The organism is Thiofilum flexile DSM 14609, from assembly GCF_000380185.1.
Classification (GTDB): domain Bacteria; phylum Pseudomonadota; class Gammaproteobacteria; order Thiotrichales; family Thiotrichaceae; genus Thiofilum; species Thiofilum flexile.
The window spans coordinates 1-17,085 of the sequence record NZ_KB904750.1; the positions used below are offsets into that span (position 1 = coordinate 1).

The 17,085-nt window shown below is 38.8% G+C and carries 16 protein-coding genes; all 16 read left to right on the top strand.

The features are described 5' to 3' along the window. Positions 1-142: 142 nt before the first annotated feature. Positions 143-586, top strand: a complete 444-nt coding sequence (locus A3IK_RS0103595) for a hypothetical protein (protein ID WP_040848616.1) — start codon at positions 143-145, stop codon at positions 584-586. 84 nt (positions 587-670) lie between these two features. Beyond that, entirely contained in the window at positions 671-1,300 is a 630-nt protein-coding gene (locus A3IK_RS0103600; RefSeq protein WP_020558606.1) for a class I SAM-dependent methyltransferase, read from the top strand. A 330-nt stretch (positions 1,301-1,630) separates the two neighbouring features. Next, entirely contained in the window at positions 1,631-2,392 is a 762-nt protein-coding gene (locus A3IK_RS18400) for a DUF2334 domain-containing protein (protein ID WP_020558608.1), read from the top strand. Then, entirely contained in the window at positions 2,389-3,771 is a 1,383-nt protein-coding gene (locus A3IK_RS0103610) for a capsular polysaccharide export protein, LipB/KpsS family (protein ID WP_020558609.1), read from the top strand. The genes A3IK_RS18400 and A3IK_RS0103610 overlap by 4 nt, the downstream gene beginning before the upstream one ends. Then, positions 3,749-4,906: an O-antigen ligase family protein gene (locus A3IK_RS0103615; protein WP_020558610.1), complete on the top strand. Its 1,158-nt coding sequence runs from the start codon at positions 3,749-3,751 to the stop codon at positions 4,904-4,906. Before A3IK_RS0103610 ends, A3IK_RS0103615 begins: the two co-directional genes overlap by 23 nt. Further along, positions 4,906-6,027 (top strand): glycosyltransferase, encoded by a 1,122-nt coding sequence (locus A3IK_RS0103620; RefSeq protein ID WP_020558611.1) that lies wholly within the window; start codon positions 4,906-4,908, stop codon positions 6,025-6,027. Before A3IK_RS0103615 ends, A3IK_RS0103620 begins: the two co-directional genes overlap by 1 nt. A gap of 5 nt (positions 6,028-6,032) precedes the next feature. Beyond that, entirely contained in the window at positions 6,033-7,157 is a 1,125-nt protein-coding gene (locus A3IK_RS0103625; protein WP_020558612.1) for a glycosyltransferase family 4 protein, read from the top strand. Between the two features lie 4 nt (positions 7,158-7,161). Then, the gene (gene asnB / locus A3IK_RS0103630; RefSeq protein WP_020558613.1) at positions 7,162-9,114 is read left to right on the top strand and encodes an asparagine synthase (glutamine-hydrolyzing); all 1,953 of its coding nucleotides are present in this window, start codon (positions 7,162-7,164) and stop codon (positions 9,112-9,114) included. After that, the gene (locus A3IK_RS0103635) at positions 9,111-10,223 is read left to right on the top strand and encodes a glycosyltransferase family 4 protein (protein ID WP_020558614.1); all 1,113 of its coding nucleotides are present in this window, start codon (positions 9,111-9,113) and stop codon (positions 10,221-10,223) included. The genes asnB and A3IK_RS0103635 overlap by 4 nt, the downstream gene beginning before the upstream one ends. Beyond that, positions 10,220-10,813 carry a sugar transferase gene (locus A3IK_RS0103640; RefSeq protein WP_020558615.1) on the top strand — a complete coding sequence of 198 codons (594 nt, stop codon included), beginning with the start codon at positions 10,220-10,222 and terminating at the stop codon, positions 10,811-10,813. Before A3IK_RS0103635 ends, A3IK_RS0103640 begins: the two co-directional genes overlap by 4 nt. Beyond that, positions 10,810-11,412, top strand: coding sequence for an acetyltransferase (locus tag A3IK_RS0103645; protein WP_020558616.1), 603 nt, complete (start codon positions 10,810-10,812; stop codon positions 11,410-11,412). Before A3IK_RS0103640 ends, A3IK_RS0103645 begins: the two co-directional genes overlap by 4 nt. A gap of 10 nt (positions 11,413-11,422) precedes the next feature. Next, positions 11,423-12,598: a DegT/DnrJ/EryC1/StrS family aminotransferase gene (locus tag A3IK_RS0103650; protein WP_020558617.1), complete on the top strand. Its 1,176-nt coding sequence runs from the start codon at positions 11,423-11,425 to the stop codon at positions 12,596-12,598. Positions 12,599-12,662: 64 nt separating this feature from the next. Beyond that, positions 12,663-14,660 carry a polysaccharide biosynthesis protein gene (locus A3IK_RS0103655; protein WP_020558618.1) on the top strand — a complete coding sequence of 666 codons (1,998 nt, stop codon included), beginning with the start codon at positions 12,663-12,665 and terminating at the stop codon, positions 14,658-14,660. Between the two features lie 136 nt (positions 14,661-14,796). After that, positions 14,797-15,297, top strand: a complete 501-nt coding sequence (locus A3IK_RS21805) for a ComEA family DNA-binding protein (protein ID WP_020558619.1) — start codon at positions 14,797-14,799, stop codon at positions 15,295-15,297. Positions 15,298-15,481: 184 nt separating this feature from the next. Next, on the top strand, positions 15,482-16,315 hold the full coding sequence (locus A3IK_RS0103665) for a tyrosine-protein phosphatase (RefSeq protein WP_020558620.1): 834 nt from the start codon (positions 15,482-15,484) through the stop codon (positions 16,313-16,315). A gap of 30 nt (positions 16,316-16,345) precedes the next feature. Then, positions 16,346-17,074 carry a polysaccharide biosynthesis/export family protein gene (locus tag A3IK_RS0103670; protein ID WP_026220801.1) on the top strand — a complete coding sequence of 243 codons (729 nt, stop codon included), beginning with the start codon at positions 16,346-16,348 and terminating at the stop codon, positions 17,072-17,074. Positions 17,075-17,085 lie beyond the last annotated feature (11 nt).

Consider the following 17,085-nt stretch of genomic DNA (forward strand, 5'->3'; position numbering starts at 1 on the left):
TAATAGGATCTCGGGCAGCGGATAGATCACTTTGGCGAGTTGGCGCGGATCGCGTAGGCTTGCCAGATGTTCCATCAGACGGCTTACGGCATTGGCAGGAGGTGGGCATTGGGTAGGGGGGATAGGAGGAGTGTTTGGCATCTTGACGGCTCTCGGAGTAAAAGCCTTACTTATCCTCTATTTATATAGCAGGGTTCAAGCGATTGCCCTGCCTGGTAGTGCTTGTTCAGTTACCACAGGTAATGCTAGCACCTATACTAAAGCCTCTACTAGTTTCACAAACTCTGGAGCAACTCAATTGCAGGTTGTATGCCCTCTACCTCATATAAATGCTGAGGGTATTTTAGCATCTTTAGTGAAAGTATATGTATATCAAACTGCTGCTGCTGCTACGACTTGTACACTCAGTCGAAAAGATATTGCTTTAAATACTGCAGGTAGTAGAAATAATATTGCTGTACCTGCAGCTATTGGAGCTCAAATTGTAACTTTCAACGATTTTACAACTCCACATACACCTCAAGCTAGTTACGCTCTTATCTGTAAAATATCAGCTGGAGATACACTCAGAGGTTATGAGTGGTAATCACTAAGTTATTTTATAATTAAAATAGATATATCAGCTAAAAGCTGATATATCTATTAAGCTTTCATCAAATTAAATTTTAAAATGAATATTTTTTATCAATTAAAGCTTTTAAATAATATTGGTTTAGTATCTTATATAAAAGGAATCCATGAAACCCTTTATAACAAATACATTCAAAAAAAGTTTAATATTGATGGATGGCATGTTACGGGCTATCATTTGAGGCCTTATAAAAGTCAAGTAGTAGATTTAATAAATAATTTAAAACCAAATTCAATCTTAGAAGTAGGATGCGGTTTAGCAGATATCCTTTCAAAAATCAATTGCCCTAATAAAATTGGCATTGATTCTGATCCAAATGTTATCAAGGCTGCTAACTATATTCACCGTAAGCAAAAAATTAATTTTATTACAGCCTCTTTAGAAGAAAGTTTCGAGGGAATTATAAGCAGTAATATAGAAAAAGTTGATATTTTACTATTAGTTAATTGGATACATCAAATTCCTTTCGATGTGCTTTACCTACATATTTATAAGTTAATAAGTTATTTTGAAGTAAAATATATCATCCTAGATATAATAGAACCAAATGCTATAGGGTATAGGTATCACCATTCTATTAGCCAACTAGAAAAAATGGGATCGATAGTAAATAGAGTTCAAGATATTGATAAAATTAGAATTTTTGTAGTGATCTCCCCTAATAAATGAAGGTTGGTTCTATCTGGTCATAGTCCTTGACCTGTACTCACATCAAGTGATCAGCTAGCCGCTAGTCTATGTCCGAGCGAATGATGGTAGATACTCGCAAGCCTATCACAATTGAATCCGTTTACATTCTGCTCGTCAGTATCGCAGTCCGATACAATGTGAAGCAGATTTTTGTCAAACGCTCGCTTCTTAGGCTATCTACTTTTGATGGAATAAATCAGATGCTCCCACATCCATTAATCTCTCTTTTTATTATTCTAAAGTACCCATTGTTTTTTATAAAAATAGCCTTTACTTAAAATTTGGCAAGATATTACCACAGCATATACTATGAAAAAATATATTATTAGATTCGATGATATTTGTCCTACTATGAATTGGGATAATTGGGAGGATCTAGAAAAAGAACTTATTAAGTTAAATATAAAACCAATAATTGGCGTTATTCCAGATAATAAAGATAAAAAACTAATGATAGGTTCAATAGATGAAAAAAAATTTTGGGAGCGCATACGTCACTTTGACCAACTTGGATGGACCATTGCATTACATGGTCTTCACCATACATATGAAACTCAGGATTCTGGCTTACTAAAGCTAAATAATCGCAGTGAGTTTGCAGGGTTACCTTATGATATTCAGAGTAATAAAATCAGAAAAGCGTTAGATATTTTCACACGTAATCAGATAAACATTAAGATCTGGATGGCACCTGCTCATTCTTTTGACGAAAATACTATCTTAGCTCTTAGAGAAAATAATATTAATATTATTACAGATGGTTTCTATTCAAGACCAGTGATACATTTAGGTATTACCTGGATTCCACAACAATTATGGAATTTTAAAAGACATTTATTTCCTGGGATTTGGACAATATGTTTTCATCATAATAATCTTTCTACGAAAGATATATATAAGATCATAGAAAATTTAAATAATTATAAGAAAAGAATTATATCTGTAGATGATCTACTTAAAAACCATACAATACAAAGAATTAATTTTTTAGATATATGTTTTAATTTTTTATGGAGAAAAAAAATTCATATTAACTCTAATTTACATAAATATATTGGCTTAAAAAAATGAAAATAATGATAGATCTTGATAGCTTACCTAAGGAAAAATCCATACAAATACTTAATGATTTTCCAAAAAATAGCTATTATATATTAACCCAATACGATACAAATTTATATAGAAATAATATTGGAGATAATGTTAAAATACACAATTACCCTCTATACCATAATAAAATTAAAGAGACTAACTTAAAAAATTCTCCTGATAAAATATGGAGCAATATAATAAATGACCACCAAACTTTTATGCTTTATGATAGGGAAAAAGTATTCCCTGGTCAGACTAATAATAAGGTTTATGAAATCTCTAAGCTATGTTTATCCTTTCAAATATACCTTGAAGATATAGATCCTGATATTATTATATTCATAGCCACACCCCATCACATCCACACATGGATATTTGCCAGAGTAGCGGAATCAATGGGTATTAGGGTGATTTATTTTAAATCAAGTATTCTTCCATGGCGCTATTATTTATGCCAAGGGCTTCACTCAACACCACTCCTAATTAGCCATAAAGATATAGACATCACTGAGAAAGAGCACCAATTAATTTCTTTTTTTATAAAAAACAAGAAAGATGGGCATTTAAATGCTATGCCAGCATACGAAAAAGATCGCCTTAGTAATAATAGAGGTAAATATTTTAATATAAAAAATGAGATCATTAGTTGGTGGCAACGACCTGATTTAATCTTAAATAAAATCTTATGCTTTAACTATTATAAAAAACTAACTAAAAATTTTACTATGCCTCATAAGAAGTATGTAGTTTATTTTTTGCATTATCAACCTGAGAGAACCACTCTTCCTGAAGGATATGGTTTTGCACAACAGTTACTAGCTATCCAATTACTTTCAATAGCGTTACCAAATGATTGTCTTTTAATTGTAAAGGAACATCCAACAACATTTACAAAAATGTGTTCATGGAAAGAAAGAAATACAAGTTACTACTCAAAGATTCATAGCCTCCATAATGTAATAATAGCCCCTATTGAGCAAGATGCTTATACACTAATCGATAGAAGCATTGCGGTTGCTACTATTACAGGAACAGTCTCAGGCGAAGCTTTAATTAGAGGAAAACCAGCTATTGCTTTTGGCAATGCTCCCTTAAAAATAAAAAACCATAAGCTATTCCACCAATACATTGATTTATATGAACTTTCTCTATTCATAGCACAAGCTTTTAGCTTGACTAATCCCCATAATAATCAAAATGAGGTGAAGGAATTGATCTATCACACATTTTGTAGAATATCAGATGATGAACTAGGTCAGATTGATTTAAAAAAAATTAATTATTTAGACTTAAGAAATAATACAATACTTAATGGAATTAATAGTTTTCTATCCTATGAATATAAAAACACCAACTAAAGAATATAAGGAAGAATTTTTTCTTGGCTTTTTATTTTCACTACATTTATTACAATTTAATCAACTATCTTTTTGGTTATTCAATATCATTAGTCCACTATTATTATTATTAATTTATAAACATAATACTTTAAAAGCAGATCAACTCAAAATTATAGTTATTTTTTTAACATTCCTTTTATGGATTTTACTCACTGGAGTACTCTCTCAAGAACCTTTCAATCCATTAAGAAAAGCAAGTGAAATATTCCTATGTTTTCTATTTCTTATAGGTATTTTATTAATAATAAGTAATAATAAAAAAACTGTTGTATTTATTAATGGCATTATTTATTCTGGGATTCTTATTTCTCTTTATATCATTCTTGTGGGAATTCGAAGCTCTTTTGAGATTGATTTTTCTACGACATTAGTTTCAAAAAATCCCTCTGGAATGCATCTAGTTATTTCAGGGATGGCAATAATTTTTCTTTCCACAGTTAAAAAAATAAATCTACAATATTATTTTTTCTATTTGATTATAGGATTTGCGCTAATTTTAACTCTATCATTAAAATCAATAATTATCTATTTTATGATGACTTTTTTTCTATTTATAAGAAGCAATAAAAAAATACACGTACTAATTGGATCTATGATCCTCTTCATAATTTTTCCTATATTATGGCCCGAATACATTTTTAATTTTGAGGAGTCAAAAAACTATTACTTTGTTTCAAACAAATTCTTTGCTGCATTAGGGTATGATACAAATACATTTGCGGATAATGCCGTTATTGTACGTCAACGACTGCAGCAGGGTGCTCTAGAGCTTTTTAGAGAAAACCCTTTTTTCGGTATTGGTTTAGAAAATACTAGGATTTATCTTGGAACTTATTCTCATAACAACTGGATAGAACTACTTGCAGGTGGAGGGGTGTTAGCCTTAGTTTTATTCATTTTACCTATAGGATATATATTTTTGGCAAAACATGACACTATCCTTGCCAGTAGGAAAAGATTTTTATTATCTATTTTGATAGTAGTTGCAATTTTAGTTTTCTCACAAGCTCAGAGAATATATGACTCCAAAACTTTCATAATTCTATTCTCTCTCCTTTACCTATCTACTCTCAAAAACCTAGGTAACCAATAATGCCAAACAGAAATCATATTGCTATATTCCTACCCTCATTAATGGGTGGGGGGGCAGAGCGCATGATGATTAACCTAGCAAATGAATTCGCTCATCAAGGATTTCGCATCGATTTAATTGTTGCTCAATTAGAGGGGCCTTATTTGACAGAAATCAGTGATGATATATGCTTAATAAACTTAAAATCCACACGTGTCATAAAAAGTATAGTACCTTTAATAAGCTATATTAGAAAAGAAAGTCCCGATATCATTCTATCTGCAATGAACTATGCAAATGTAGTGGTTATTATATCAAAAATACTATCTTTTTCTAAAACAAAAGTTATTGTAAGTGAAAGAAGTGTTCTATCACAAGTACTTTCTAAATTGCATCCAATAAAATCTATTTTTTTCAAAATACTAATTAAAACCACTTATCCATTTGCAAAAAAAAACATATGCATCTCAAATACCGTTAGACATGATTTATTAAATACAATTAAAATTAATGAAAACAAATTAGTCACTATTTACAATCCTGTCATTGATAAAGGTTTTTTCGAAAAAAAGCAAGCATATATTTATCACCCTTGGCTTAGTGATGAAAATATACGTGTAATTTTAGGTGTCGGTCGCCTTTTTTCTGTTAAAGGATTTGATACTCTAATAAAAAGCTTTAAAATAACTCATAATACGAATAAAAATACAAGACTAATAATATTAGGAGAAGGACCATTAAGATCGGATCTAGAAAAACTAATTCAACATCTAGAAATTGAAGACTTTGTTTTCATGCCGGGCTTTGTGCAAAATCCATACCCATATATGGATAAAGCAGATATATTTGTTTTATCTTCACATTATGAGGGGTTTGGAAATGTACTTGTTGAGGCCATGGCTTGTGGAACACCTGTTATATCAACAAATTGCCCAGGGGGTCCCGCTGAAATCTTGGAAAATGGAAAATGGGGGACTCTTGTTCCTGTAGATAATCCACATATTATGGCTAATGCAATTTTGGAAGTATTATCTAATTATAACTTTTTCTTAAAAAAAAGCTCTCAAGAACGAGCTTTACAGTTTAATACTAAAACAGTTGCTGATCTTTATATGAAAGAGCTAATGCAAGCAATAAAGTAAAAATTATGAGAATACTTCACATCATTACAGGTTTGAATAATGGTGGCGCAGAAGCTGTGCTATATAGATTAATATCCCGTGACACAAAAAACACTCACACGGTCGTATCACTAACAGGTAATGGTAAATATAGTAGTCTTTTATGTGATTTAAATGTAACAGTCTACACTCTTAATATGCCTAGAGGGAAAATTACTTATTTAGGGGTAATGAAATTATGGAAAATTATAAAAAATGACAATACCGCTATTATACAAACATGGATGTACCATGCAGACCTACTTGGTGGCTTGCTAGCCATATTACAAAAGACTCCCTATATTATATGGGGTATAAGAAACAGCGATATTTCTACTCAAACAACAAGCTCAAGTACTCGTATTGTGGTATACATTTGTGCACTCTTATCTCGAATTATTCCAACCAAGATTATTAGTTGCTCACAGCAGGCAGCAGATGCACATCAAAAAATAGGATACATAAAGAAAAAATTTATTGTAATTCCAAATGGTTACAATACTAGTTTATTCTCACCTCATCATGATTTTTATTCAGCATTATATAGCGAATTAAACTTACCAAGAGATATAACCGTTTTAGGCATGGTAGGGCGATTTAGCCCACACAAAAATCATCAAAACCTGATTGAAGCTCTCAAAATAATAAAGCAAAATCAAATTAGCTTTCATTGCTTACTAATAGGCAATGATATGTCTCATACAAATATTGAATTAATTAAATGGATAGAACAAGCAAATTTAACCAATCAAATTTCATTGTTAGGACAACGAAATGATATTCATAAAATAATGAATATACTTGATATACATATATTATCATCTATTGGGGAAGCTTTTCCGAACGTATTAGCAGAAGCTATGGCTTGTGGTATCCCTTGCGTTACAACTGATGTGGGTGATGCTGCTATGATAGTCGGTGATACCGGATGGATTGTTCCGGCTTCTGATAGTCAGGCTTTAGCTGATGCTATAATTCGTGCCATAGTAGAAAAGGAAAGTGAACCAAATATTTGGCTAACCCGCAAACAAGCAGCAAGAAATCGAATAATCGAAAACTTTGATATTGATCGTATGGTCAGTGCCTACAACAAAGTTTGGCAAGGAATCTAAAATAATGTGCGGTATATGTGGGTTACTAAATTATTATACTCATACTGATCATCATTTGCCGAAAATGATAAATATGTTATCTCATCGTGGCCCTGACGATTCTGGGATATGGTATGATGATGAAAGAGGCATTGGTTTAGCACACCGTCGTCTTGCCATTGTTGATCTATCTCCTGCTGGTCATCAGCCCATGCATTCAAATGATGGTCGTTACATCATTGTCTTTAATGGGGAAATTTACAACCATAACAAGCTACGGGCTGAACTCGAAAAGACTAACCCAGCTCCCCATTGGCGCGGACATTCCGATACTGAAACTTTATTGGCTGCTATTGAAATATGGGGTATTGAGTCCACCCTACAACGCTGCATCGGCATGTTCGCCATCGCTTTATGGGACAAAGAAACCCAAACCCTGACTTTAGCGCGTGATCGCTTGGGTGAAAAACCGCTGTATTATGGTTGGCAAGGTGATACTTTTCTATTTGGCTCCGAACTTAAAGCACTTAAAGCTCATCCCGCATTTCAAGCAACGATTGATCGTAATGCTCTATGTCTCTATATGAGGTATAATTATGTACCAGCTCCTCATTCGATCTATCAAGGTATCCACAAGCTTCCTGCTGGCACTTGGCTACAGGTGTCACGCCAGCAACGAGAGCCACAGATCAAAACATATTGGTCAGGTGTTGAGATTAGCCATAAAGGAAAAATTCACCCCTTTACAGGCACATCTGAAGATGCAGTAAATACTCTCGAAACTCTACTTAAAGACGCTATTAAGCAACAAATGATGGCAGATGTACCACTAGGAGCATTTCTTTCAGGGGGTATAGATTCATCGACTGTGGTTGCTTTAATGCAAGTACAATCTAACCAACCGATTAAAACCTTTTCGATTGGCTTTCATGAAGAGCTATATAACGAAGCTGCTCATGCTAAAGCAGTAGCCCAATACCTAGGCACTGATCATACAGAACTCTATGTCACACCGGATGAATGTATGAGGGTTATCCCTCGCATACCTGTCTTGTATGATGAGCCCTTTTCTGACTCCTCACAAATACCTACTTTTCTGGTTTCGCAACTAGCACAGCAGCATGTCACTGTATCACTATCTGGGGATGCGGGTGATGAGTTATTTGCCGGTTACAACCGTTACCAACTCACCGCTAATACATGGGGAAAGCTTTCACAAATACCTCGCCCACTACGTCATGGGGCAGCTAAAGCCATTACACATATTTCGCCAAATAGTTGGAATCGTATTGCCTCTACCCTAAAAACTATTATTCCTGCCTTCAACCAATGGGCCAATATAGGAGAGAAGCTACATAAAGGTGCGGGTGTTATGACTCACCAATCTGTCGCTGATCTTTACTTAGGCATGGTTTCGAGCTGGCAAAACTCTTCAGATATCGTTATTGAAGGTAAAGAACCACCTACATTACTTACCAGTCATTTACCCGACCTAAGCCATCTCAATACTATCGAGCGTATGATGCTACTCGATATGCTCACCTACCTTCCTGATGATATTCTTTGTAAGGTAGACCGAGCAGCAATGGGAGTATCACTAGAGAGTAGAGTTCCTTTCCTAGATCATCGTGTTGTCGAATTTGCATGGCAACTGCCGCTGGAATATAAACTGCGAGAAGGCCAAACCAAATGGGTACTACGTCAAGTTCTCTACCGTCATATACCAAGAGAGTTAATCGAACGCCCTAAAATGGGATTTGGAGTTCCGATCGATAGTTGGTTACGAGGACCATTACGTGATTGGGCAGAAAATCTACTTAACGAATCACGCCTACATCAAGATAACTATTTTAACCCTATACCCATACGCCAGAAATGGAAAGAGCATCTTTCAGGACAACGTAACTGGCAACATCAACTATGGAATGTACTAGTTTTCAATCAATGGCTTGATCATAACCGCCTATCAAACACATGAAGCGATTTATTCTTATCGGTGCACTACCCGAATCCCTAATCAACTTTCGTGGTTCACTTATTCAGTCGTTACGCAAAACTAATTATCAAGTCACTGCAATGGCATCGGAAACAAAAACAATTGTTACCCAACAGCTAGCTGCATGGGGTACAAACTTCTGTACATACCCTGTACAACGTAACAATTTAAATCCATTGGCCGATCTAAAAACATGGTATGCTTTGCGACAAACCTTTCTTATTCTTCAACCAGATGTCATCCTAGCCTATACAATAAAACCTGCAATTTGGGGGGGATTAGCTAGCCGAATTTTACCTAATGCCCGCTTTTACGCACTCATTACTGGTTTAGGCTTCGCCTTTCAAGGTAAAACCATCAAACGCAAGCTTTTGAGCAAGCTGGTGACATTTCTCTATAGCATTGCTCTAAAAAATGCCAGAAAGGTCATTTTTCAAAACCCAGATAATCTCAATGAATTTGTCCAACGGGGTATTGTACCTGCTGATAAATGTGCTTTGGTGAATGGTTCTGGTGTAGATATTAGCAACTACACACATACGCCTTTACCAAGTGGTTCTATAACTTTCCTTACTATCGGACGTTTATTAGGTGAAAAAGGCTTTCGCGAGTATGCTCAGGCTGCAAAACTTGTCAAAGCTCTTTACCCAGAAGCCATCTTTCAACTATTAGGACCAGAAGATCCATCACCTGATGGTATTCCCCTTAGTGAAGTGCAACATTGGCACCAACAAGGTTGGCTCGAATACCTAGGTTCTACCCATGATGTGCGACCCTATTTGCAAAATTGTCATATCTACGTATTACCTTCCTACCACGAAGGAATGCCACGTACTGTACTAGAAGCAATGGCAACTGGTCGTCCTATCCTCACCACCGACGTACCTGGTTGCCGTGAAACGGTAACTAATGGCGACAATGGCTATCTCGTCCCCAAAGCAAATGCCCAAGCGCTCGCCGAACGTATGATTTGGTTCATCGAAAACCACGACCGGTGGGAACATATGGGCAAACGCAGCCGTGAACTCGCAGAAGAAAAATATGATGTCCACAAAGTCAACGCGAAATTGCTGGAAATAATGGGATTATGAAGCGCTTTTTTGATCTAACCGTATCCCTGCTCGGCTTGCTCCTGCTCAGCCCACTTATTCTGATACTGATACTATTGATACGCTGGAAACTCGGTTCTCCTGTATTCTTTACTCAAGCCCGCCCTGGTTTACAGGGCAAGCCGTTCAGAATGGTTAAGTTCCGTACCATGACTGATGCTCGTGATGATAATGGTAATTTACTGCCTGACAGTATTCGTCTTACCTCATTTGGTCGTTTTCTACGCTCCACTAGCCTCGACGAACTCCCAGAACTCTGGAATGTGCTTAAGGGTGATATGAGCTTAGTAGGCCCCCGTCCCTTACTAATGGAATATCTTCCCCTCTACACCTACGAACAAGCACGTCGCCATGAAGTGCGCTCTGGCATTACTGGCTGGGCACAAATCAATGGGCGCAATGCCATTAGCTGGGAAGAAAAATTCAAACTTGATATTTGGTATGTTGACAACCAATCCTTTTGGTTAGACCTAAAAATCTTAGCTTTAACTGCAAAAAAAGTGTTTGTGCGTGAAGGGATTAGTGCTGAGGGTGAGTCTACCATGCCCAAATTTACTGGATCGACATCATGATTTATATCTATGGTGCGGGTGGCCATGGCAAAGTTGCTTTTCACACACTAATCCAAAGTGGCAAACAAGTTGGATACTTCATCGATGATAAAGCACAGGGAGACTTATGTGGCATCCCTATTCTTGCTCCAACACAAATTATGGAGTCACGCACCTATACTATTCACTTTGCGATTGGAAACAATGCCATTCGTAGTCGACTACAAAACCAATGGCACAATATCGCTATTATACCCGAAACTGCCATCCATCCCCATGCCACGATTTACCCAGGTGCAAGTATAGGCTTAGGCAGCCTAATCACTGCTGGCTCTATTATTGGTCCAGATGCCCAACTTGGCACTGGTTGTATCATCAACCATAATGCCGTGATTGATCATGATTGTGTCATTGGTGATTTTTGTCATATTGCCCCTACAGTTACTCTTGGTGGGGGTGTTACCATCGGTAAGCAGTGTCTTATTGGCGCAGGTGCCACTGTTCTACCCTACTTAACTATAGGCAACAATGTCACTGTTGGTGCCGGTGCAGTTGTTACACATAACCTACCAGATAACATCATAGTAGTGGGTTGCCCTGCACAACCTAAAAAATCCTAAAACCAAAATTATGCTAAATACTCAACCGTCTCCATGGCCTGCATTTACCCAAGAAGAAGCCGATGCCATTTCCCATACCCTTCTCTCTAATAAAGTCAATTATTGGACTGGTATAGAATGTCGTGAGTTTGAAAAAGAGTTCGCCACGTGGTGTGGTACAGAACATGCTATTGCTCTTGCCAATGGCACAGTCGCTCTTGATCTTGCCCTCAAAGTATTAGACATTGGACAGGGTGATGAGGTCATTGTTACTTCACGCACTTTTCTTGCTTCTGTCTCCTGCATCATTACCGCAAGTGCAACTCCTGTGTTTGCCGATATTGATCGCGATAACCAAAATATTACTGCTGCCACCATCGCCCCTATGATCACTCCGCGCACTCGCGCCATTATCTGTGTACATCTCGCAGGTTGGCCGTGTGAGATGGATCCCATCATGCAACTTGCTGCTCAACACAATCTCTATGTCATTGAAGACTGTGCCCAAGCTCATGGAGCGACCTATAAAGGGCGCATGGTTGGTAGTATTGGGCATATCGGCGCATGGTCATTTTGCCAAGACAAAATTATGACCACAGGCGGTGAAGGCGGCATGGTCACGACCAATGACCATAAGCTATGGTCAAAAATGTGGAGCTACAAAGACCATGGCAAGAGTTGGGAAGCTGTATATGAACGCCAACACCCCCCAGGGTTTCGCTGGCTACATGATAGCTTTGGTACTAACTGGCGTATGATTGAAATACAGGCTGTTATTGGTCGTATCCAACTCACTCGTATGAAGAACTGGACAGCTCAACGCCAAAAAAATGCCTCAGCTATATGGGAAACTGCTCGCCAACTACCTGGGTTACGTGTCCCTATCGTCCCTCCTCATATCGGTCATGCCGCCTACAAGTGCTATGTTTTTGTAGAGCCACAACAATTGAAAAGTGATTGGAGTCGTGACCGCATCATGGCTGAAATGAATCAACATGGCATCCCCTGTTTCTCTGGCTCATGTTCGGAGGTCTACCTCGAAAAGGCCTTTGATAATACAGGATGGCGACCTACTCAACGTCTTCCTATTGCTCAGGAATTGGGTGAAACCAGTCTAATGTTTCTTGTTCATCCTACTCTTACTGAGCATGAAATAACAAAAACTTGCTCTACTATCACTCAAATCCTCCAAGCAGCAACCTTATAGCAAATACATAACTGTATTTTACCTGGCTAAACCACAAGCATTATAACTGCCTAAGAGCCTATCCATGTTTAATCCCTCTCAATCCATCTACCATCTGTTTACCCTCCCCCGCTGGCAAAAGCGCATTGTCATGGTCACAGCCGATCTCTTGATCCTGCCACTGGCGATCTGGATCAGCTTTGCTCTGCGCCTCAGTACTTGGACACCTACCCTCAATGATGGGGTGTGGCTGATGCTCATTGCCCCGTTGGTTGCATTTGTTATCTTTACTCGGTTAGGGCTATATCGTTCTATTATCCGCTTTATGGGGGTGAAAGCCTTACAGTCAGTCGTGATAGGTGTCACACTCAGTACTATAGTCCTATGGGTGGTTGCAACCTTTGCTCATTGGAAAGGGATTCCTCAATCGATCTATCCTATCTATTGGGGTACTGCTTTATTAGTGATTGGGGGTAGCCGCTATCTCATGCGACGCTACTATCAACTCCTTAACTCGCGTCAACACCAACAGCAACGCGCTGCTGTACTGATTTATGGTGCTGGACAATCCGGTGCACAGCTTGCGGCTGCTTTAGAACACAATGAATATTATCGTGCAGTAGCCTTTGTAGATGATAACCCTAGCCTGCATAAATCCCTTATTCAGGGCTTATCGATCTATGCACCCGAACAAACCGCACGCCTCATTGAACAATATGCGATTAAGCACATCTTTTTGGCGATGCCACTCATAGCCCATACCCGTAAGCGTCAAATTATTCAGTCTTTAGAGTCGCTACCTGTGCATGTGCGCACTATTCCTAGTATGACTGAATTACTCTCAGGTCAACGTTCCATCGATGAAATTCGCGAAATCGATATCGATGAACTGTTAGGGCGTGAAGCGGTGGCTCCTAATCAAGCCTTATTGTCAGTTTGCATCCAAAACCATCATGTGATGGTCACCGGAGCGGGGGGTTCAATAGGTTCAGAACTCTGTCGCCAAATTCTCCGCCAACAACCTAGCTCTTTAGTGCTTTACGAACTCAGCGAATATGCGCTGTATCAAATTGAACAGGAACTACTTGAAATCAATCGTAGCGAAGGTTTGAATATTCCGGTGATTCCGGTGCTGGGTTCGGTACAAGACCGCCAACGTCTTGACGAAACTATCAAAAATAATCAGATTCAAACCCTCTATCATGCCGCAGCCTATAAGCATGTTCCTTTGGTTGAACATAATCCCATTGAAGGTATCCGTAATAATACTCTAGGTACCTATCACACGGCTCAAGCCGCGTTGGCTCATCAAGTGAAACACTTTGTGCTGATTTCCACCGATAAAGCGGTACGCCCTACCAATGTCATGGGGGCTAGTAAACGCATGGCGGAGTTAGTCTTACAAGGTATCTCCGAACAGACTCAACATACTTGTTTTAGTATGGTGCGTTTTGGCAATGTCTTAGGCTCCTCTGGCTCAGTCGTGCCACTTTTTCGCAAACAAATTCAACAAGGTGGGCCGATTACTGTGACTCACCCCGATATTATCCGCTATTTCATGACGATCCCCGAAGCCGCTCAATTAGTGATTCAAGCCGGTGCACTCGCACAGGGGGGAGAAGTCTTTTTATTGGATATGGGTGAGCCAGTTAAAATCGTCGATCTAGCTCGCCGCATGATTCATCTCAAAGGCTTATCGGTTAAGAATGAAACCAATCCCTATGGTGATATTGCGATTGAATTCAGTGGCTTGCGTCCAGGTGAAAAGCTGTATGAAGAACTACTGATTGATGATCATGCCCAGCCTACTCAACACCCCCGTATTCGTCAGGCACATGAAGACTACTTAACTTGGCCTCAGATTCAACAAGTGATTAGCACCCTACAATACGCCTGCTCACAGCGTGATCTGCTCACGATCTATCAACTACTGCTACAACACGTCAATGGGTTTAAACCGACCCATCTGCCTGACTACCTAGCGCCGCTTGCGAGTCATACCCTTCCCACTTCTAACTCACACACCAACACATCCCCACCTCGTATTCCATCTCTCTCCTTTACACCTCTCTCCGCGAATTAACTTGTGACCTTTTATCTTTTTATTCTTTATAGGAGCAATGACCGTTAATACGGAAAGATTAGTCCTTTATAACAATAGTTAATATAGTCTAGCCAACCTCCTAGATTATTAAAACAACTTAATAAAGGGTCAATCCATGCTAAAAAAAATAATTCAAGCCACACTTTTAGTTTTAAGTCTTAGCAGTTCTGCTGCTGTTTTAGCTGAATTAGTCAATATCAATACTGCCGATACCAAAACCATTCAAGATAATCTAAAAGGTATCGGTGAGAAAAAGGCTAAAGCCATTATTGATTATCGCACCGAAAAAGGCAGTTTTAAAACTCTAGAAGAAATTCAAGAAGTTAAAGGTATTGGGCCTAAATTATTTGAAAAAATCAAAGCAGATATTTCCCTTACTGAAGGTTTAGGTACTACTAAACCCACCCCAGCCTCTAGCCCTGCTCCTATTGCTACTACAACACCCAGCACTACCCCTGTTTCTACCCCTAGTAATACCCCAGCACCTGCTAAGCCGGTAGAAAATACACCTACTCCGACTTCAACAGTGGCAAAAAGTGTAACAGCTCCAGTCATCAAAACAGATTCTGGCAAAACTCCCCTTAGCTTAGATCGTCCAGCAACGTCTACTCAGTAATAGTAGCTATAAAATAGTGGTATAGGGTAACTTTATAAATGCTACTCTGTACCACTGGCTATTAAGTCACATAAGCGCCTTTTTAACCTTACCTTAAACCAAAATAGGATTTATGACGTCTTAGGAGAAATTACGCTATACTATCCCTAGGTTTGCTTTCCCATTGGTGTTACAAAATTTTTCTATGATTGATTTACATAGCCACACACTCCCCGCTCTTTGTGATGGATCACAAGATCTTGAAACCTCACTTGCTATGGCACGCATGGCCGTCGCGGATGGTATTACCCATTTAGCTTGTACCCCCCACATCTATCCGGGCTTATACGATAATTCAGCCGCTACTATTGCTCCCGCTTTAGAGGCACTACAAGCACAACTGGATTTAGCCCAAATTCCACTGAAATTGTTGATTGGTGCAGATACCCATATGGTACCAGATGTGATGCGAGGCTTGAAAACGGGGCGCATCCCTACCCTCAACCATTCACGTTACTTTTTACTCGAACCCTCGCATCATGTCCCAGTCAATGATTTTATTGGACAGGTTGAAAACTATATCCATGCAGGCTATATCCCCCTCATTACTCATCCCGAACGTCTTACTTGGATTGGTGAGCATTATGAGGAGTTTTTAACTGTCGCACGTTTGGGGGCTTGGATTCAGATTACGGCAGGTTCTATTACTGGACAGTTTGGGCGCAGTGCTAAAAAATTTGCCGAGCAATTCTTGCGTGATGGTTATGTACATATTATTGCAACGGATGCCCATGGCATTGATAGACGCCCACCGATTTTATCAGAAGGGGTTAAAGCAGCAGCATTGATTGTAGGTGAGCAAGAAGCACGATATTGTGTCTGGGAACGCCCTCAGGCTATTCTGGAAAATCTGGCTCCTCATTTAGTCCCAACTATTCCTGCCTTACAGGCTAATACCTCTAAAACCCCCTTGCGATCTGCGGCTAATGATGCTAATAGGCAAAAGTCGTTCTTACAGCGTCTATTTGGGCGCAGCTAACCATTATTCGATTGACTAGTAAACTGAGATATGATGAACCAACTAAAACTAAATCTCACTGCCGTTGCCTGCTGTGTTGTTCTGGCAGGTTGTAGTACAGGCGGAGCGCTCCCCGTTACCTCAGGCCCTGCGGTCAATAATAGCAAGCAAATTTTTTCCAATATTAATGAGTTGGGCTATATACCCCCACAAAGCGAATACCGTATTGGACCATCAGATCTATTGGCTATTACTATTTTTCCTGCTGAAGGCTTAAATCAGGAAGTCAGAGTCGATTCACGCGGTTATATCGCTCTGCAAATCATTAAGGAAATTAAGGCTCAGGGCTTAACTCAACAAGAATTAGCTCGTGCTTTAGAACAAGCCTACTCCAGTAATCCCGAAGGTCTTAATAACCCTAAAATTACCGTCTTAGTGAAAGAAGCGGCTAATCAAAGGGTAACCGTTGAGGGTGAAGTCACTAAACCTAATGTTTATGCGATTGAGGGGGCTATGACGGTGATGCAAGCCATAGCTCAAGCAGGAGGACCAACTACTCTTGCTTCTAAAGATAAAATTATTCTATTTAGGACACTACCTAATAAATCGGTAAAGGCTTATCGCCTTAATCTTACTGCAATCCGTAATGGGCAACTCAAAGATCCTTATCTGCAAAACGATGACCGTATTGTCGTCCATCGCTCTGATAGTCGTTATTGGTTGAAGGAAGCCGCTGCATTTATTAGCCCTATCAATACTCTCAACAATTTGGTTAACTAAACAAACAGGGG